This window comes from Halocynthiibacter namhaensis, assembly GCF_000812685.1.
Lineage (GTDB): Bacteria > Pseudomonadota > Alphaproteobacteria > Rhodobacterales > Rhodobacteraceae > Halocynthiibacter > Halocynthiibacter namhaensis.
Window position 1 is genome coordinate 73,045 of the sequence record NZ_JWIF01000040.1, and the last position, 18,972, is coordinate 92,016.

Consider the following 18,972-nt stretch of genomic DNA (forward strand, 5'->3'; position numbering starts at 1 on the left):
GCCTTGTTGGGCCTGGGAATAGTTGACGAATTCCCTCGGGCATATTAGAACGGTTCTAAACCGGATGGTGACGCTTTGTCATATGGCATGCGTTTTCATGTCGGTATCTGGTCCAATGGAAATAGGGTGCAAGCGCGCGGGCGTCAATCTGTTTGACGTTTTTGGTTTAAAGTGATGCGGGAAAAGCGATGAAACTGAGTACAAAAGGCCGATATGCAATGGTGGCGCTTGCAGATTTGGCGCTGCAACCGGACAATAAGTTGACGACGCTTGCAGAAATCTCTGAGCGTCAGGGTGTTTCACTGCCGTATCTTGAACAGTTATTCGTCAAATTGCGCCGCGCTGAACTGGTGCAATCCGTGCGTGGTCCTGGTGGTGGATACCGCTTGGCGCGTTCTGCATCCGATATTCGTGTCGTTGATATTCTGGGCGCTGTGGACGAAACCGTTTCTGCGATGCACAAAGGGGCCGGGGCATCCGGTGCGGTATCAGGATCGCGCGCACAATCGCTGACCAACCGTCTGTGGGAAGGCCTTTCTGCCCATGTATATGTATTTCTACACCAAACCCGCTTGTCAGATGTTGTGCAAAATGACCTCGTTCCATGCCCCGCCGTTCCTGGCCTGTTTGAGGTTGTGGATGATTGACTCGCGCCCGACTGAATTCTTTCAGCTGCCGATGATTGTTGTTGTCGATAGCGGGAGCACGTTTGACAGCTTTGATGCGCTATACCGCGCAACGGCGGCGATCAGGAAGCATCTGCTATCTATTGTTCCGTATTACGTTGGTCTCCACAGAAAGCCAATTTATCATATTACGACTGATAATCAACCTGAAGAGCCTGAGGTTTGCGTTATGGTACTGGCTGGGGAGGTTGAAGATATGCTTGTGGCGTATAAGCGTAGCAGGTGGATCGTCGGACGAATATACAATCGGCTTTGCGGCTTCACGCCAGATTATATTTCTGTAACTGGAAAGGTTCTTGCCGGGATTTATCGTTTCCTTGAAGAACCCTTGCCACCCGAATTTGAGCGCGGGTTTAAGTATTTACTTCGGGCGGATCATGCTGAGCGGCTTAACGCACAATCGACATGCAAAGCCAGAACCGTGGGAATGATTAAATGAAACGCGTTTATTTCGATCATAACGCCACAACGCCTGTGCGGGTTGAGGCGCGCGACGCGATGATTGCGGCGATGGATGTGTTTGGAAATCCGTCTTCTGTGCATGGCGAAGGGCGTGCGGCTAAACGAGTGATCGAGAACGCCCGTGGGCAGATTGCTGCGGCTTTTGGTGCGGATGGGGCTGAGATTGTCTTTACATCCGGCGCAACGGAAGCTGCGCGTTTGGCGTTGATTGGTGGTGCATTTGCGGGTTCTGACGTTGAGCATGATTGCATCGTTGTCCACACCACGGCGTCTTTGGATGTGGATGAGAACGGCGTGATTGCCGGGCAGGCGGGTGCTGTTATGCAGGCGGCGAATTCTGAAACTGGGGTGTTGCAGGAGGTGACCGAGGGCACCTGGTTTTGTGATGCGGTTCAGATTGCGGGCAAATCACCTTGGGCGTTTAATTGGTCTGGTGCGACGACGGCAGCGTTGTCAGCGCATAAGTTTGGCGGGCCAAAGGGCGTTGGGGCGCTTGTGTTGAAACGTGGCACTGATTTGCCAATGCCAGCACAGGGTGGTCAGGAAATGGGGCGCCGTGCGGGCACGGAAAACCTGATCGGGATTGTTGGCATGGGGGCGGCTGCTGAGGCCGCATCACGCGATCTTGAACGCGGGGTCTGGGATGAAGTTGCGAAACTTAGAACCATTCTAGAAAAAACGCTGGAAGAATCTGCGCCAGATATTATTATAGTCGGGAAGCGCGCGAAAAGGCTTCCCAATACATCATGTTTTGCCATTCCGGGTTGGAAGGGCGAAACCCAGGTTATGCAGATGGATCTGGCTGGCTTTGCTGTCTCGGCTGGCTCTGCTTGTTCCTCTGGAAAAGTCCGTGAAAGCCGGGTTTTGCGCGCAATGAATTACGGGCCGGATGTCGCATCCTCGGCCATTCGGGTGTCACTTGGCCCCGATAACACAGAACAAGAGGTCCTGGCGTTCGCCGAGGCCTGGATCAAAGAATACCGTCGCCAAAAAGCGCGCGCGGCCTGAAGGGAAAGCACATGTCCAAGGACGATTTCATTGCCAAAGATGGCGTCGAAGCAGAAACTGTTGAAGCGGTGAAAACCCTTGCTGGGACCTATAAGCACGGTTGGGAAACCGATATTGAAATGGAATATGCGCCCCTTGGCGTGAACCATGACATCGTGCGTTTGATCTCTGAGAAGAATGAAGAACCGGAATGGATGTTGGAATGGCGTCTGGCGGCGTTTGATCGTTGGCTTAAGATGGTTGAACCGGATTGGGCGATGGTTGATTACCCTGAGATCAACTTCCAGGACATCTATTATTACGCCCGCCCAAAATCCATGGAAGTGAAGCCAAAATCCTTGGATGAGGTCGACCCAAAGCTTTTGGCGACTTATGCGAAACTCGGGATTCCCTTGAAAGAACAGATGGTTCTGGCCGGTGTTGAAGGTGCGGAAGATTACAACCCGAATGAGCGCAAAGTTGCGGTGGATGCTGTGTTTGACTCAGTTTCCCTTGGCACGACCTTCCAGAAGGACCTGGAAAAAGCCGGCGTGATTTTCTGTTCCATCTCAGAAGCGATCAAAACCCACCCTGAGCTTGTGAAAAAATATCTCGGTTCTGTTGTGCCCGTGACCGACAATTTCTACGCGACGCTGAACTCGGCGGTCTTTTCCGATGGGTCGTTTGTTTACATCCCTGAAGGCGTACGTTGCCCGATGGAATTGTCCACCTATTTCCGCATCAACGCTGAAAACACCGGCCAGTTTGAACGCACTTTGATCGTTGCCGAAAAAGGGTCATATGTGTCCTATCTTGAGGGCTGTACCGCGCCGCAACGTGATGTGGCCCAGCTGCACGCCGCCGTGGTTGAAATCGTGATCGAGGAAGACGCCGAGGTGAAATATTCCACCGTTCAGAACTGGTATCCTGGCGATGAAGACGGCAAGGGCGGCATCTATAATTTTGTGACGAAACGTGCGGATTGTCGCGGTGATCGTGCGAAAATCATGTGGACCCAGGTTGAAACCGGGTCTGCGGTGACCTGGAAATACCCAAGCTGCATTCTGCGCGGCGATGACAGCCAGGGCGAGTTCTATTCCATCGCCATTGCCAACAACATGCAGCAGGCCGACACTGGCACGAAAATGGTGCATCTCGGCAAGAATACAAAGTCACGCATCGTGTCCAAGGGGATTTCAGCTGGTAAGGCACAAAACACCTATCGCGGGCTGGTTTCGATGCATCCAAAAGCCAAGAATTCCCGCAATTTCACCCAATGTGACAGCTTGCTGATTGGCGATAAATGCGGGGCGCATACGGTGCCTTACATTGAAGTCAAAAACAATTCTTCCCGCGTGGAACATGAAGCGACGACATCCAAAGTGGATGACGACCAACTGTTCTACTGCCGCTCACGTGGCATTGGCGAGGAAGAGGCCGTGGCCCTTGTGGTCAACGGCTTCGTGAAGGACGTTCTGCAAGCTCTGCCAATGGAATTTGCCTTGGAAGCCCAAGCGCTTGTGGCGATTTCTCTGGAGGGATCCGTTGGTTGATTTTATCTCTCAGTGGGAAGATCGGTTTCGTAACCTTGGCCGTTTGAAGTCTTGTTTGTTGGGGATATCTCTAGCATTGTTGATTTCACTTTTCGGATCTTTTGTTGGCGCAAAGGTCAGTGTTGCAATTGCCCTTTTGTTATACTTCCCGGCTCATATGTGGCTGGTGTTAAGCTGCTTGGCTGTTGTATTGTCGCGTGAAAAGAGAGTTTGGCTTTTGGGAGAAAACTGGACCACTTTGGGGAGCTTTTTCGGGCGGCTTTTCTCTGCATTTGGGTTCTTTTGCATCGGATTCTTCTACGCATTGATGGGCAGCGCATATTTCTTGGGTCTAATGCAATGATCATCACAACCACACCCTCTATCGAAGGCAAACCCATTCGCAGCTACCACGGCATTGTCGTGGGCGAGGCGATCATGGGGGCGAATGTTGTGCGTGATGTGTTTGCGTCGATCACCGATATCGTGGGTGGGCGCTCTGGTGCTTATGAAAGCAAGCTGCAAGATGCCCGCGACACGGCCCTGCGCGAACTTGAAGAACGCGCCCATGAAAAGGGTGCAAATGCGGTGGTGGGCGTTGATCTTGACTATGAAGTTGTCGGATCATCCATGTTGATGGTTTCGGCCTCTGGCACTGCGGTGACTGTGTAATTCATGAAGCAGTGGGCGGACATATCTCTTTCCTGTGACAAGGTTAACCTGGATCTGGTTGATGTTAGGGAATGCAATTGGGGCAGTGCCTGCGCTGAAATTACCCCGATCACGCCTTTTTCGCGCCATGTTTTCACTGAAAGTTACGCCTCAAGGGTGAGCAGTGGGAACAAACATCATGGCAATGGCCGATCAACACGATATCTTCAGCAAACGAATTTCGCGCATCAACAAAGGCACGGGGCCAAATTTGATGGGGCAAATGTTGGTCGGGGCTGCGGACACAAGCCAGCACGGCAAACGTTCCAGCAAGAAACATGTGAAACGCGGATTGGTTCTGTCACGCTCTGCGGTGGGCAAACCAAAGGCACCGCTGATCGAACGTCTGTTGGGCGCGCCTTTGGCGTTGATCTTGGGCGCGGGCGCGGTCTTGATCGCCAATATCGGTGTGTTCCAGATGTATTCTGCAGGGCGCGCGCCATTGTTCGACCTGCCAGTTCAGATCGCTTCATCGTTGCAAAGCGCAAACGGCCCGTTTTGGGCGGCTTTGGCCGTCGCCACTTTGGCGATCTTGATGTTCAAAATCTTCTCAGTGACGCGCTTGATGGCCTTCGCACTGGGGTTTGGGGCAATGATCTATGGCGAAAGCCTGTTGCAGGATCGATATCCAACGATCTGGGCACAGCTTTACGCACCACAACTGTCAACACCTGCGCCGGTCATACCGACCGAGGGCACGGATCCCGTACAACCCATCGTGGCGGCGCAAAACCTTTAAATACCATAGAAAACCGAATGCTGCTTAGCCCGTTTCGCGGGCAATCGGCGTTTCCGCTTCACAGTAAATCCGGTCGCATTGCTGCGCGCCGGATCTTTACTTTTCTAATAACCCCGCGTGAACACACGCTGACGAAAAGAGAAAACCATGCTTGAAATTAAAAATCTGCACGCTGAACTTGAAGATGACGGCAAAAAGATCCTGAAAGGTGTCGATCTGACCCTTGAGGCCGGCAAAGTGCACGCGATCATGGGGCCAAACGGTTCTGGCAAATCCACATTGTCTTACGTTTTATCAGGCCGCGCGGGTTATGAAGTGACCGAAGGCACAGCCCAACTTGACGGTGCAGATATCCTTGATATGGAAGCTGAAGAACGCGCCGCCGCAGGCCTGTTTTTGGCGTTCCAATACCCGGTTGAGATCCCAGGTGTGGGCAACATGACTTTCCTGCGGACCGCTGTGAATTCACAACGCAAAGCACGCGGCGAAGATGAAATGTCCGCAGCTGATTTTTTGAAAGTCGTTCGCGCCAAGGCGAAAACCCTGAAAATTGACGCGGATATGCTGAAGCGCCCGGTGAATGTTGGCTTTTCTGGCGGTGAAAAGAAACGCAATGAGATCCTGCAAATGGCCATGCTTGAGCCAAAGATGTGCATCTTGGATGAAACCGATTCCGGCCTTGATGTGGATGCGATGAAGCTGGTGTCTGAAGGCGTGAACGCCCTACGTGACGAGGGGCGTTCTTTCCTGGTTATCACGCATTATCAACGCCTTCTGGACCATATCAAACCTGACGTTGTGCATATCATGGCGGAAGGTCGCATTATCAAAACCGGTGGCCCTGAGTTGGCGCTTGAAGTTGAAAACAACGGCTATGCCGACCTGTTGGCGGAGTATGCATAATGGCTGTTGCAGAACAGAAGAACGCACAGCTTGCTGTGACCGCGCCTGTTTCTGGTGGTTGGTCTTTGAAGGCACGCGAAGATGCGCTGACACGGCTGAATGCTGCTGGCTTGCCAGGGCGTCGCGATGAGTATTGGAAATACACCCGTCCCGATGCGCTGACCCAAGCCCAAGCCCCAGAAGGCAAGTTCGTTTCTTATGAAGAGACCCCGGTTTTTTCAGAAGTTGATCGCCTGAAAATCGTTTTTGTTGACGGTGTGTTTGACGCCGATCAATCTGATGATTTGTCCCTAGAAGGCGTTACAATTGAACGTCTTGCTGGGGTTGCCGATAAAGACATTCATTGGGCACAAGGTCTGTATGGTGTGCTTGAAGCCAATGGGCAAACCCCGGTTTCACGCCCCCTTGCCACGGCCAATACCGTTGCTGCGACAGATGGTATTCTGTTGAATGTAACGGGTAAAGTGTCAAAGCCCGTATCCATGATTTATCTTTATGAATCAAATAATTCCGATGCGATGTTACACCATGTTGTGAAACTTGCTGAGGATACGGAAATCACAATTCTTGAGAACGGACCAGCAGCCGCGCGTTTCAATACGGTGATGGAAGTTGACGTTGGGGATCGCGCGTCATTCCATCATATGCGCACGCAAGGCCGTCAACATGTGCGCCATGCTGTCACCCATATGTTTGCGCGTCTTGGTGAGGAAAGCCAGTTCCGCAGCTTTACCATGACTGTGAACGGTACACTGACCCGCAATGAAGCGGTGATAGAGATCAACGGTGACAACACACTTGCCCATATCGCAGGTGTTGTTGCGGGTGACGGGGCGACGGATCAAGGTTTCCATCACGACGACACCATCTTTATCACCCATGATGCGGTGAATGGCGAAAGTCGTCAGGTGTTCAAAAAGGTGTTGCGCAATGGTGCGACGGGGGTTTTCCAAGGCAAAATCTTGGTGAAAGCTGATGCCCAGAAAACCGACGGTTATCAGATTTCTCAGGGTTTGTTGTTGGATGATGACAGCAACTTTCTTGCCAAACCCGAACTGGAAATCTACGCGGATGACGTGATTTGTTCCCATGGGTCCACCTGTGGCGCAATTGACGATGCGGCCTTGTTTTACTTGCGTTCGCGTGGTGTACCTTTGGCCGAAGCGCAGGATCTTTTGGTTCTGGCGTTTTTGGCGGAAGCAATTGACGAAGTCGCGGATGAAGCCATTCGTGACCTGTTGACTGTGCGTCTTGAATCTTGGCTGGCGCGCCGTCGCGCATAAGGAACTACAATGTCCGTTACACGCGATATTCTTGCTTGCTATCGTCGTCCGCGTGAGGTGTTTGAACGCCGCATGTCGGGCGATGAAGGCTTGGTGCTGACCTATGCGATTATCGCTGGTTTGCTGGCTTTCGTTGGTCAGCTTCCGGTTTGGTCCCGTCAGGCCGAATTGCTGCCTGAACTGGGAAATTTTGCCAGCCTTGTTTATAGTGGCTTTCTTGTGTTGGTCTTTGTTTTTCCCTTATTTTTCTACATATTGGCGGCGCTGATTTGGTTCCCGCTTCGGGCATTGGCGGGGGTCAGCGGCCTTGATATTCGTCTCAGCATGTTTTGGTCGCTTCTGGCTGCAATGCCGCTTTGGTTGTTGCTTGGATTGACGCAAGGCTTGATTGGGCCGGGCACGGAAACCTATTTGGTATTTGTGTTGTGGTTCATCGCGTTTTTGGCTTTTTTTACAATCGGCCTTCGCATCGCGTCGCGCAACATGGGAACAGCTTGATGGAACGTTCGATAAATGGCTTAAAGTCGTTGATTTTGCGCAGCTTTCAGGATCCACGCGGCGCAATATCCGAGGTGACATCCCTTCAATTGCCACGTCCAACCCTGTGGCTTTTGCTTGCTCTCAGCTGCGCGGTATCGGTGATCGTCAGTTATGTCACTGGTTTGTTGCTGCCAACACCTGAACTTGCGGATAACACACAGATCTTTCGCCCAAGCCCGTTCTTTCTGGCTGGATTGATGCTTGTCAGCCAGGCGATCCTCATCTTTTTGGCGTCATTTTTTGCCGGAAATATCGCAGGCGGGCAGGGCAGTTTTGATGATGTTCTTGCATTGGTGATCCTCCAACAGATCATCTTGCTTGCGCTGAACCTCATTCAATTCGGTATCGCGTTGGTGCTTCCGGCGGGGGCTGGTCTATTTGGCCTTGGCGCGATGATCATCGTGACATGGCAGCTGTGCCATTTCGTAGCAGAGATTCATGGCTTTAAGTCCGCGCTGCAAGTGTTCTTTGGTGGCGTTGCCGCAATATTTGTGATCAGCATTGTCCTAAGTATTGTGTTGATCTCCCTTGGGCTGGTCCCGCTAGAAGGTATCTGAACAGATGTATGACGTCGAAAAAATCCGGGGTGATTTCCCGATCTTGTCCCGTGAAGTGAATGGTAAGCCGTTGGTTTACTTGGATAATGGCGCATCGGCCCAGAAACCCCAAGTTGTGATTGATGCGGTGACACGTGGATATGCGGAAGAATATGCGAATGTGCACCGCGGTCTGCATTTCCTGTCCAACCTGGCGACTGAAAAATACGAAGCCGTACGGGGCACCATTGCGCGTTTCCTAGGGGCGGATGAAGACGAAATCGTCATGAATTCGGGCACGACTGAGGGCATCAATATGGTTGCCTATGGTTGGGGGGCTGCGAACCTGCGCGCCGGTGATGAGATCATCCTGTCGGTCATGGAACATCACGCCAATATTGTACCATGGCATTTTCTGCGCGAACGACTGGGCGTGGTGATCAAATGGGTCGACATTGACAGCAATGGTGATCTGGATCCGCAACGTGTCATTGATGCCGTGACCGAAAAAACAAAATTGATCTCAATCACCCAGATGTCCAATGTGTTGGGCAGCGTTGTGGATGTGAAATCGATCTGTGAATTCGCACGCGGCCGGGGCATTCCTGTGATGGTCGATGGATCACAATCATCCGTTCATATGCCCGTAGATATGCGCGATATCGGGTGTGATTTCTTCTCGATCACAGGGCACAAGCTCTATGGTCCGTCCAGTTCCGGTGCGATGTTCATCCGCAAGGAACGCATGGCTGAAATGCAGCCTTTTATGGGCGGTGGCGACATGATCCGGGAAGTGACCAAGGATGTGATCACCTATAATGATCCACCGATGAAGTTCGAAGCCGGGACACCAGGCATTGTTCAAATGATTGGCCTTGGCGCCGCGCTTGAATATTTAATGGATCTGGGAATGGACAATGTCGCCCAACATGAACGTGATTTGCGTGATTATGCCCGGACCAAGCTTGATGGGCTGAACTGGTTGAATGTGCAGGGAAATTCCGCGACCAAAGGCGCGATTTTCTCCTTCACCATGGAAGGGGCTGCCCACGCGCATGACTTGTCTACGGTTCTCGATAAGCGTGGTGTTGCGGTGCGTGCAGGTCACCATTGTGCGCAACCCTTGATGCAACATCTCGGGGTTCCCGCGACCGCACGCGCCTCATTTGGTCTTTATAATACAAAGGCTGAGGTCGACACCCTTGTCAGCGCGCTAGAGCTTTGCCACGAATTATTCGCCTGAACCGTCGCAATGCTGGTGAAAGGGGCGGCTGTTTCCGGGGGATTGAAACCGTAAGGTGCGACGTCCAGTTGGTATGGAAAACGGCGGGGTTTGCGTTTGGTGCCGCTTCCGCTGATGATCGCGCAAATTAGCAATTGCAGCCCTCACATCTTTGCCCTAAAACCAGCGCATCCCGTCCGTGTTGGATGTCTGCAAAAGGGCATATAAAGACGTCGGATTGGGTGAAGGACTTATTCGTAATAAGCCCGCAGCGTTGGTTGCATTCATATGCAAGCAAACCGGGGGTCCCATAGCTCAGCTGGATAGAGTGCTCGCCTCCGAAGCGAGAGGTCGCTGGTTCGAATCCAGCTGGGACCACCATTTGAATTTTCGGTTTTTAAGCTTGGCATAGTCTCACCGACGGTGGGTGTTGTTCCCTGTGAAGGCAGGTCAAATGACCTGTCCGAAATACCTTTCGCTTTAAAGGCCTGATATGGTTCGTATAATAATCACGCGGTCTCGTAAGGTTTTTGAACGATGGACCAAATTTCTCCTTATTTCGGCATTATAAATTTGGCATGTTTAACGATGATATGATCCTGGAAACCAAGGAACCTGGCACGGTGCGTCAGGATGGTTTTGCCCGTCACTTTGTGACTTTGGTGTTGGCTGTGGTCGGGGGAACGCTTGCAGATGCAGTGTTTATCCGGTTGGCCATGATTGAAAACCCCGAGCTCGCTGTTCGATTGTCCTATGGTATCCGTTCCGGCGTGTTTGCCGCGATATTAATGGCGCAACCGATCACTGCGATCATGCAAAAGCGCAAACCTATGCAGGTTTTGGCATACTTCCTTGGGGGGTTTTTGCTTGGCATCTCGTTACAGTTTTTTCTGTTGACGCCAAATCTTGGCCCTAGGTCGATGATCTTAGCTTATTTTATTATCAGCGTTATTGTCATGTTGGTCTGGGGGGTTGGGCGCGGCACCGAGCGCATTTCAGCATGGTTTGGTCTTCCTCAACCCGTTGATGCCGGGCGTGCGATCTTTGGCTTTTTTCGAAAGTTCCGTAAAAGGAAAGGACCTGATCCGTTGGATCCAAGCGATCTAGATGATTTGGATGATTACTGATCGGGGGTGATCAAACCCAGGCCGCGCAGATATACACCGATCCCGCTTTCCAGCAGGTCTTCTGGCGAAAATGGTGATGCGGTTCCAGGTGCATTTCGGGCGAAAAGTTCAACGACCCCATGGGACATCGCCCAAATATGTGCGGAAAACATACGTGAAGGAGGTCGCTTATCTGCTGGAATTTGTTGAATTAATTTGTCCGCCGCGGATTCCATAACACCCATCGCACGATTGGCGACTTCTGCCAAAGCTGGTGATCGGTTCACCTGTACACCGCTTTCAAACATCGCAACATAATGGCCTGGATAGCGCCGCGCGAATGCCAAGTAGGCACGTCCCGTTGCTTCAAAACGTGCGAGATCTGTGACATCACCCTTGGTCCAAGCATATTCGAGCAGATCAGCGAATATCTCATATCCTTGTCGAGCTGCCTCTGCGATTAGATCTTCGCGCCCTTCGAAATGGCGATAAACGGCGGCCGGCGTTACGCCCGCGCGTTTTGCCGTTTCTGAAAGTGTGAACCCCGTTGGCCCTTTTTCTTCGATCAACGATAGGGTGGCCTCAACCAAGGCGGCACGCAAATTCCCGTGGTGATAGCCGCGTTTTTTGACCATTTACCCCATATCCCACAATGCGGGAGAGCCACAGATTTTGTCATCAGGTTTCTGAATGACATTCAGGTTTTTGTCTTTGTAATCTATGGCTTGCAAGATGCACTCGATTGCCGCGAGGCGCGCGCGTTTTTTGTCGTCGCTTCTGATGACGGTCCAAGGCGCTGCCTCGGTGTGGCTGCGCTCAAATGTTTCTTTGATCGCCTGGGAATACGCATCCCACCGCTTCAAGCCTTCAACGTCAATCCAACTTAATTTCCATTGCTTTAGCGGGTCTTCCTCACGCTTTAAAAAGCGTTTCAACTGTTCAGAGCGCCCGACGTTCAACCAAAATTTAAACAAGTGGATGCCTTCCGAGGTGATCTGATGTTCAAATCCTGGCAATTGATCAAAGAAACGTTCCCGGTCTTCATCTTCACAGAAGCCAAAGACTTTCTCAACGACGCCGCGATTGTACCAAGATCGATCAAAGAGCACCATTTCTCCAGCGGTCGGCAGATGCTTGGCATAGCGTTGAAAATACCATTGACCGGCCTCGCGATCACTGGGTTTGGATAAGGCGACGACGCGCGCACTTCTAGGATTAAGGTTTTCGCGCAACCGTTTGATTGTGCCACCTTTTCCGGCAGCATCACGGCCTTCGAACACCACAGCAATGCGTTCACCACTGTCTTTAATATGCGCCAAAAGCTTAACCAGTTCGACCTGTAACGCTTCCATTCTACTGTCGTATTCGGCGCGTTTCATCTGGGTTTTGTATGGATAACTGTCCGACAGGATATCTTTTTTGCCAGAATTATTGATGGCATCGCGCAGGTCTTTGGGCGCTTCATCATTGAAAAATGTGCTGATAGCGCCATCAAAGGGCAAGTTGGTCATGTTAATCTCCGTCACTTTACCCTTTATGCGGCGCAATTTGGTCAATGGCAACATCTGGGGCTAGCTTTGATCTGTCCCAATCAGCGACATATCATAGGATGTGGTTTGGTAAATTTGGTTGATCCAATTGCCATATAAAAGATGGGCGTGGCTGCGCCATCTGTTGTGTGGTGGCTTGGCAGGATCATCATCCGGATAGTAGTTATCTGGCACATTGATCGGGGTGCCATTGGCGACATCGCGATCATATTCTTCCTTCAGTGTCCCGCTGTCATATTCCAAGTGGTTGAAGATATACAGCGCGCGATGGTCAGGGTCTTCAATCAAGCAAGGCCCTGATACATTTGAAGAAAGTAGCGTGCGAAGACGGCCATTGGCGTCGATCTCGGCCTGATGCATCTCTGTCCAGCGGCTGACCGGGATCACACATTCATCGGAAAACCCACGCAAATAGGGCGAGGTCGGTGCTTGGTTGTGGTGTTTAAAGCAGCCAAATGCCTTATGATCGAGTTTGTGTTTCTGCACCCCATGGAAATAGTTAATCATCGCCATGCCGCCCCAACACACTCCAAATGTTGAATGCACATTGGTTTGGGTCCATTCCATGACTTCGGTCAGCTCTTGCCAGTAAGTGACATCGTCAAAGGGCATATGTTCGATCGGTGCGCCGGTGATGATGAGCCCGTCGAACTTTTGATCTTTCATCTCGCTAAAGGGGCGATAAAATTCTTCCATATGCTCGGCGGCGGTATTGCGTGTTTGGTGTTCGGACATGCGAATAAGATGCAGATCAATCTGCAAGGGGGTGGCACCGATCAAACGGGCGAATTGATTTTCCGTTTGGATCTTTTTCGGCATCAGATTGAGCAAAGCAATCTTCAACGGCCGAATGTCTTGGTTGGCAGCACGACCTTCACCAATGACCATAACCCCTTCCTCGGAAAGGACTTTATATGCGGGCAGGGTGGATGGAAGTTTTATAGGCATTATGTGACCTCAGGCATGTATAGACGATAGATAAGCAACGGGGGCGTTACGAACAAGTCGCAGCCCCATCACATTCGCGCGTCTATTGCCTTTGCGATCAATTCATTGAAATCGCTTTCACTGCGGATTTTGGAGACGTCATCCGCGGACACGGTGACACCCCAATTATCAGCCATTGCGCGATAGATCGGCTGGCGATGACTGACGGCACGTTTATATGCCCATCGGATGAACGCGTTTGGATCAACATCACCCGGTTGAGTGTTGTTTTCATTAAGATATGTTGACCATGCATCTTTCAGGATATCTCGCTGATAATACATCGGTTTTGGTGATTTATCGAACCGACGGGTCAGTTCCTGTGTATGGGCATCAGATCCCTCGATCCAGACCATCAACAGGTTTTCCGACAGAGATTTCAGTACCGGATCATCGTCGTCATGGGGATCCACAACTTCGCAGATGGAACCGCCGCTGTCGCCGATGAAGTTTTTATAACCATAGATCTCGCGAGCGCGGGCAATGAAATGTTGCGTGTCCAACAGGGATGCGACTTCTGCATGGCGATGTTGTTCTTGACGCTTTAGATACTCTTCAATCGCAATGCCACCATGGTCGCTGTTTCCCGGTTTGCCAAGGTAGGTTGACAGCGGATCGAGGTTCTCGAATGTGATATTTGACGCGATATAAATGGAATCTGAGCGCAGAAGTTCCGCCAGAAACGGCGTTTTCATCGCCTCGCGTTTGAAATTATCAACGATATGTTCGCCCATGTATCGCGTGCCGATGCGGTAATCGACGGAATAGTGAAACCAGTTGCCAGCCTCGCGCAACATATTGGAAATATAAGTTTTTCCAAGTCCCGACATGGCAAAAAGCATCGCCTGTTTATTGTCGGATTTCAGCCAGTCCTGACCGGAAGAATACTGCATCTGAACCTCATTACGTCTTTTACCGTTGGTAACCAGCGGGCTGGCGGGCGTCAACACGCCAAAGAAAAAGCCCCACATGAATGCGGGGCTTTTTCCTTGCGTTAGTGAATTTTGTTTAGAAAGCTATCCCAAGTTTTACACCTACACCAATCGCAGAGTTTCCAGAAAAGCTGGCCCGTGCAACATCAGGCGTACCTGTTTCGGGCTGAGCATCGCCAAGCTTAGTGTAATTGACACCGATCGTCAGTTCGGTGTTGCCTTCGGTATAGACACCAGCAAGTGTTAAGCCTAGTTTTCCGGTGGTCGGAGCAAGAGGCGACACCAGTGGCTTACCTGCGTCTTCGTATGTAATGGATACCGCACCAGACCAGCTATCATTGAATTTGCGCCCGACACCAAGAGTGTATGTGGTGCTATCTTCAAGATCAATAAGGCCCCCTCCCGTTGCGCCTACGAACGCCGCTGGGTCAAAGCGCAAAGCAGACCAATCCACCCAACGGATCTGACCAAACAGCAAGGTATTTTGCGAGATACCGCTTTGGAAATCAAGGTTGATTGATTTGGGGGTGGTGACTTTGGTAACAGAAGACGGCCCAATACTTTCTGTTGTTTGGAAGCTATGGTCGATTTCAGAATGATAGGTTAATGCAACACGCAACGCGATATCTGGAATTTCATACGCAGCGCCGATCGTATATCCATAGGCAATATCTTGATCCATTTTGACATTGTATCCGGCAACAGGACCATATGCAGCACCGTTTAAGGTGACTTCAGCCGAGGCTTGCTGTGCACGTATGCCCCCATGGACGCTGAAACGATCTGACATTTTGTAACGCAAAATCCCGGACACAGAGGTTGAGTCAGCACGGGCGAATGTACCACCCAAAACAGGGCTTGTCGGACCATAGGACACATCTGCGCCAAAAGGAGAATCTGCAATCAGTGAAAGTGACAAGGAATCTGTCAATTGGCGACGATATGCAAGACTCGCCTGAGTGAAGGAAGACGCAACATTACCCGTTGGTTGATTAGCGACATCGACACCAGACGCAGTGGGGCTAACTGTGCCGAAAGAAAGCTCAACACGGTTACCTTCTTCAAAAATGATACCTACACCTTGGCCCGAACGATCAATTCCGCCAGCGAGGGCTCCGGTTGAGGTCAGGGCCAGCAAGGCTGCTGTGCTCATCAATTTGTTCATTTTTCCATCCCTGTTTTGTTTTTTATGATTAAGCAAAGTTTTGCCGATCACATCCTATCGGTCAATTCTTTACCAAACGTAACCTAAGAAAGTTGCCTGAACGTAACAAAATGTACACAATTCAGGTCATTTTTCGAGATTCTGACAATATATTCAGGTAGTTCGCCGCAAATATGATTAACGCACCTAGGATTGCAGTCCATTGCAGGGGCTCATTGTATAAAACAATTCCGACCACAACGATGATGGGGAGGCGTGCAAAATCGATGGGCGACACGATCATGGCAGGTGCGACGGCAAGGGCCCTTGCAATGCAAAAATGGGCCAGAAGGCCGCAAATGCCAACCAAAATCAGCCAGGGTGCGGTGTTCAGTGATGGCAGCGTGATTTGCCCATCATAGCCCGCGGTCACAAGACCAAAAGCGGTTTGTAGTGTCACCAGCCAAAACATGATCTTTGTGATGCTGTCGCCTTTGGTCATCTGTTTTGTCAAAATGGTGGTGACCGCAAAACCGATCGCGGCAAATGCAGCGGCGATAAAGCCTGGTGAAATCGTTGCTGTGTCCGGTCGTGCAACCAAAAGAATTCCCGAAAACCCTAAAAGCACCGCCATGATGCGCGTTTGTGTCATTTTTTCGCCCAGGAACAGCGCCGCCAAAATCATGACCCAAACCGGGACGGTGAATTCAAGGGCAAAGACCTGCGCGAGCGGGATCAAGGGCAGGGCGAAGAACCACAGGTTTTGACCAATGAAATGCGCAATATTGCGTAGCATATGTTTGCCAAAATCACGTGTGTTGACCTGGTTTAAAGTGCCCGCCGCGCCGCCGATGCTGAGAACGATGATCATGCCGATGACTGAACGCCATAACATCAGCTCAAATGTGTCCATGTCGCTGGCCAGCGCGCGCCCGGCAATAGCCATCAAGGTAAATGAGACGATGGAACCGGACATCCACAAAGCGGCGGTCAGAATGGCGGGGCGTTGAGGTGTTTGTGTCATAGCGGCATGAGTGATGTTTTAAGGCCTGGTTGCAAGCCTATTCGAGCCAAGCATCCAGATTTTCCGCCCCGAACAGCTTGCCGGATTGCCAGGCAATGACGCGCAGACTGTTGAAACCCGTGGCAAGAACTTCGCGCCATACCATTTTACCTTGGGGCCACGTCAGATGCGGACTGGTGCTGCGAAAGAGTTCGGAATTGGCGAGCGCAATATCAAAACTGCGCCCATCATTCCAACCAGCCCATTTAAGCGAGGCCCAAACACGCGGCAAATGAAACCCTTCGGATACGGCAATGATGCGCCCTGTCTGAGGAAGATCAGGCAATGAAAACAAAGCGTTTTGCAGTGTGGAAAGTGATCGCGTTTCGCTTGTAATTGCGTCGCGGGGCACTCCTAGCGAGACTGCAAGATCGCGCATTTGATCCCCAGCAGAAGGGCCGCCCGCGCGTGCCATGCCACCGGACATATGCATTTGGGGGGCCGTGCCTTGATTGTAGAGGGCGACGCCTTTTTCAACGCGCAATATTGTGGATTGGTGCAGTGTGCCATCGGCATCCATGCCCGCGCCAAAGACCATGATCACGTCAGCCTGTGTGAATTCTCTAGGCTCAGAAATATCTTGGAGCCAGGAAAATGTCGGAATGAAAATCAGAAGACATACAAATGTAAGAACACAAAATGCCAGAACGCGGCGGAACAGTTTAATCAATCAGGGACCTCAGTGATGCTATATTCACGGGGGATGCCTGCTGTGATCTCTGCCCAGACAGATGCTTTCGTGCGGGTCTGGTGGGCGTCAAATGATGATTGATCCGTAAATATTTCTGCGACGTTGAAACGCCCGGAAATCTCAGGATCTTCGGTCACGTCAAAGGAAATGCAGCCAGGTTCCGCGTGGGTCAGACGGATATGGTCAACAAGACCCGCGCGCACAGTATCCATACGATCATCGGGAACAAGAATGTAACCGTTGAGTTGGATTTTCATGGCGCAGGTCCTTCGTTCTGTGGTCCTCAAAGGGCTTTGAGGATTACTCCCATTCAATCGTGCCGGGAGGTTTCGACGTGATGTCATAGGTCACGCGGTTGATGCCTTCGATTTCATTGATGATGCGCGTTGCGGTTTCACCAAGGAATTCATGCGTGAACGGGTAGTAATCCGCGGTCATGCCGTCGACAGATGTCACCGCGCGCAGGGCACAGGCGTAATCATAGGTGCGACCATCGCCCATCACGCCAACGGTTTTCACCGGAAGGATCGCGACAAAAGCTTGCCAGATCTCATCATACAGACCGTGTTTACGGATCTGGTCGATGTAAACCGCGTCAGCTTTGCGCAGGATTTCCAATTTTGGACGGGTGATTTCACCAGGGCAACGAATGGCAAGGCCAGGTCCTGGGAAGGGGTGACGACCGATGAATGATGTCGGCAGACCAAGTTCACGACCAAGGGCGCGGACCTCATCTTTGAACAACTCACGCAGGGGTTCAACCAGTTTCAGACCCATCTTTTCGGGCAGGCCGCCAACATTGTGGTGCGATTTGATGGTCACGCTTGGACCGCCAGAAAAGGACACAGATTCAATCACATCTGGGTAAAGCGTGCCCTGAGCAAGGAACTCAGCGCCTTCGATTTCATTGGCGTATTTCTGGAATACATCAATGAACAATTTGCCGATGATTTTGCGTTTGGTTTCTGGATCAGATTGACCGTCCAACTCGCCCAAGAACAATTCTTGCTCATCCGCGTGGATCAGCTTCATTTTGTAATTGTCGCGGAACATGGCGACAACTTCTTCCGCTTCACCCTGACGCAAAAGGCCATGGTCCACGAAAACACAGGTCAGCTGATCGCCGATTGCTTCGTGCAACAAAACAGCCGCAACAGAACTGTCAACGCCACCGGACAGGCCGCAGATCACGTTCTTGTCGCCAACCTGTTCGCGGATCTTGTCGATCATTTGCTGGCGATAAGCACCCATGGTCCAATCGCCAGAGAATCCAGCGAGTTTAACGAAGTTTTCATATAGTTTCGCACCGCGCGGGGTGTGGTGAACCTCAGGGTGAAATTGCACCGCATAGAAATGACGCGACGCATCTGCTGTGATCGCATAAGGGGCATTCGGGGATGTGCCGTAAACGTCAAAGCCAGGTGCGATTTCAGAGACATGGTCGCCGTGGCTCATCCAGACTTGTTCATCACCATCGGTGAACCAACCGTCCAGAATATCAAGCGTATTTCCAGGCGTGACAAAAGCACGACCAAATTCAGCGGTGCCATGACCGCTTTCTACTTTGCCGCCCAACTGGTGCATCATGACCTGTTGGCCGTAACAGATCCCTAGGATCGGCACGCCATAGTCAAATATTTCCTGCGGCGCGCGCGGCGACCCTTCGCGGGTCACACTGTCTGGGCCGCCAGAAAAGATGATGGCTTTGGGGGCGAATTCCTTAACAAACGCCATGTCGACGCTTTGGTAAGGATGAATTTCGCAATAAACCCCGAGCTCACGCAGGCGACGCGCAATAAGCTGCGTGACCTGGCTGCCGAAGTCGATGATCAGGAGGTTTTCATGGTGCTGTGTCATGTGCATCCTGTAAATTGTGCGCCGGGGTGAAGCAAGGTGCA

At 51.4% G+C, this 18,972-nt stretch carries 21 protein-coding genes and 1 tRNA gene; 13 read left to right on the forward strand and 9 right to left on the reverse strand.

The window, feature by feature from the left end; all coding sequences use genetic code 11:
* The first annotated feature begins 188 nt into the window (after positions 1-188).
* From iscR to RJ38_RS06420, 13 genes are all read left to right on the forward strand, one after another.
* Positions 189-647: a Fe-S cluster assembly transcriptional regulator IscR gene (gene iscR, locus RJ38_RS06355; RefSeq protein WP_039018042.1), complete on the forward strand. Its 459-nt coding sequence runs from the start codon at positions 189-191 to the stop codon at positions 645-647.
* On the forward strand, positions 640-1,125 hold the full coding sequence (locus RJ38_RS06360) for a hypothetical protein (protein ID WP_039018043.1): 486 nt from the start codon (positions 640-642) through the stop codon (positions 1,123-1,125). Before iscR ends, RJ38_RS06360 begins: the two co-directional genes overlap by 8 nt.
* On the forward strand, positions 1,122-2,156 hold the full coding sequence (locus RJ38_RS06365) for a cysteine desulfurase family protein (protein WP_039018044.1): 1,035 nt from the start codon (positions 1,122-1,124) through the stop codon (positions 2,154-2,156). Before RJ38_RS06360 ends, RJ38_RS06365 begins: the two co-directional genes overlap by 4 nt.
* 11 nt (positions 2,157-2,167) lie before the next feature.
* Positions 2,168-3,688 (forward strand): Fe-S cluster assembly protein SufB, encoded by a 1,521-nt coding sequence (gene sufB, locus RJ38_RS06370; RefSeq protein WP_039018045.1) that lies wholly within the window; start codon positions 2,168-2,170, stop codon positions 3,686-3,688.
* 339 nt (positions 3,689-4,027) lie between these two features.
* Positions 4,028-4,339: a heavy metal-binding domain-containing protein gene (locus RJ38_RS06380; RefSeq protein WP_039018047.1), complete on the forward strand. Its 312-nt coding sequence runs from the start codon at positions 4,028-4,030 to the stop codon at positions 4,337-4,339.
* Positions 4,340-4,517: 178 nt separating this feature from the next.
* A complete protein-coding gene (locus tag RJ38_RS06385) occupies positions 4,518-5,117 on the forward strand; it encodes a hypothetical protein (RefSeq protein ID WP_039018048.1) in 600 nt (199 codons plus the stop codon).
* A gap of 147 nt (positions 5,118-5,264) precedes the next feature.
* Entirely contained in the window at positions 5,265-6,020 is a 756-nt protein-coding gene (gene sufC / locus RJ38_RS06390; protein ID WP_039018049.1) for a Fe-S cluster assembly ATPase SufC, read from the forward strand.
* Positions 6,020-7,303 carry a SufB/SufD family protein gene (locus tag RJ38_RS06395; RefSeq protein WP_039018050.1) on the forward strand — a complete coding sequence of 428 codons (1,284 nt, stop codon included), beginning with the start codon at positions 6,020-6,022 and terminating at the stop codon, positions 7,301-7,303. The genes sufC and RJ38_RS06395 overlap by 1 nt, the downstream gene beginning before the upstream one ends.
* 9 nt (positions 7,304-7,312) lie before the next feature.
* Positions 7,313-7,801: a hypothetical protein gene (locus RJ38_RS06400; RefSeq protein WP_039018051.1), complete on the forward strand. Its 489-nt coding sequence runs from the start codon at positions 7,313-7,315 to the stop codon at positions 7,799-7,801.
* A complete protein-coding gene (locus RJ38_RS18045; protein ID WP_052245238.1) occupies positions 7,801-8,400 on the forward strand; it encodes a YIP1 family protein in 600 nt (199 codons plus the stop codon). Before RJ38_RS06400 ends, RJ38_RS18045 begins: the two co-directional genes overlap by 1 nt.
* Before the next feature lie 4 nt (positions 8,401-8,404).
* On the forward strand, positions 8,405-9,622 hold the full coding sequence (locus tag RJ38_RS06410; RefSeq protein WP_039018052.1) for a cysteine desulfurase: 1,218 nt from the start codon (positions 8,405-8,407) through the stop codon (positions 9,620-9,622).
* A gap of 283 nt (positions 9,623-9,905) precedes the next feature.
* A tRNA-Arg gene (locus RJ38_RS06415) sits at positions 9,906-9,982 on the forward strand.
* Positions 9,983-10,179: 197 nt separating this feature from the next.
* Positions 10,180-10,728 carry a hypothetical protein gene (locus RJ38_RS06420; protein WP_039018053.1) on the forward strand — a complete coding sequence of 183 codons (549 nt, stop codon included), beginning with the start codon at positions 10,180-10,182 and terminating at the stop codon, positions 10,726-10,728.
* Here RJ38_RS06420 and RJ38_RS06425 read toward each other — a convergent pair.
* From RJ38_RS06425 to guaA, 9 genes are all read right to left on the reverse strand, one after another.
* Positions 10,722-11,342 carry a TetR/AcrR family transcriptional regulator gene (locus RJ38_RS06425; RefSeq protein WP_039018054.1) on the reverse strand — a complete coding sequence of 207 codons (621 nt, stop codon included), beginning with the start codon at positions 11,340-11,342 and terminating at the stop codon, positions 10,722-10,724. The genes RJ38_RS06420 and RJ38_RS06425 overlap by 7 nt on opposite strands.
* A complete protein-coding gene (ppk2, locus tag RJ38_RS06430; RefSeq protein ID WP_039018111.1) occupies positions 11,343-12,218 on the reverse strand; it encodes a polyphosphate kinase 2 in 876 nt (291 codons plus the stop codon).
* 60 nt (positions 12,219-12,278) lie between these two features.
* Positions 12,279-13,205 carry a homoserine O-acetyltransferase MetA gene (metA, locus tag RJ38_RS06435; protein ID WP_039018055.1) on the reverse strand — a complete coding sequence of 309 codons (927 nt, stop codon included), beginning with the start codon at positions 13,203-13,205 and terminating at the stop codon, positions 12,279-12,281.
* Positions 13,206-13,273: 68 nt separating this feature from the next.
* Positions 13,274-14,137, reverse strand: a complete 864-nt coding sequence (locus RJ38_RS06440) for a hypothetical protein (RefSeq protein WP_039018112.1) — start codon at positions 14,135-14,137, stop codon at positions 13,274-13,276.
* A gap of 115 nt (positions 14,138-14,252) precedes the next feature.
* Positions 14,253-15,341: an OmpP1/FadL family transporter gene (locus RJ38_RS06445; RefSeq protein ID WP_039018056.1), complete on the reverse strand. Its 1,089-nt coding sequence runs from the start codon at positions 15,339-15,341 to the stop codon at positions 14,253-14,255.
* A gap of 121 nt (positions 15,342-15,462) precedes the next feature.
* Positions 15,463-16,344: a DMT family transporter gene (locus RJ38_RS06450; protein ID WP_039018057.1), complete on the reverse strand. Its 882-nt coding sequence runs from the start codon at positions 16,342-16,344 to the stop codon at positions 15,463-15,465.
* A 37-nt stretch (positions 16,345-16,381) separates the two neighbouring features.
* Positions 16,382-17,053, reverse strand: coding sequence for a YdcF family protein (locus tag RJ38_RS18050; protein WP_052245239.1), 672 nt, complete (start codon positions 17,051-17,053; stop codon positions 16,382-16,384).
* Entirely contained in the window at positions 17,050-17,331 is a 282-nt protein-coding gene (locus RJ38_RS06460; protein WP_039018058.1) for a putative quinol monooxygenase, read from the reverse strand. The genes RJ38_RS18050 and RJ38_RS06460 overlap by 4 nt, the downstream gene beginning before the upstream one ends.
* 43 nt (positions 17,332-17,374) lie before the next feature.
* Positions 17,375-18,931, reverse strand: a complete 1,557-nt coding sequence (gene guaA, locus RJ38_RS06465) for a glutamine-hydrolyzing GMP synthase (RefSeq protein ID WP_039018059.1) — start codon at positions 18,929-18,931, stop codon at positions 17,375-17,377.
* Positions 18,932-18,972: the final 41 nt, after the last annotated feature.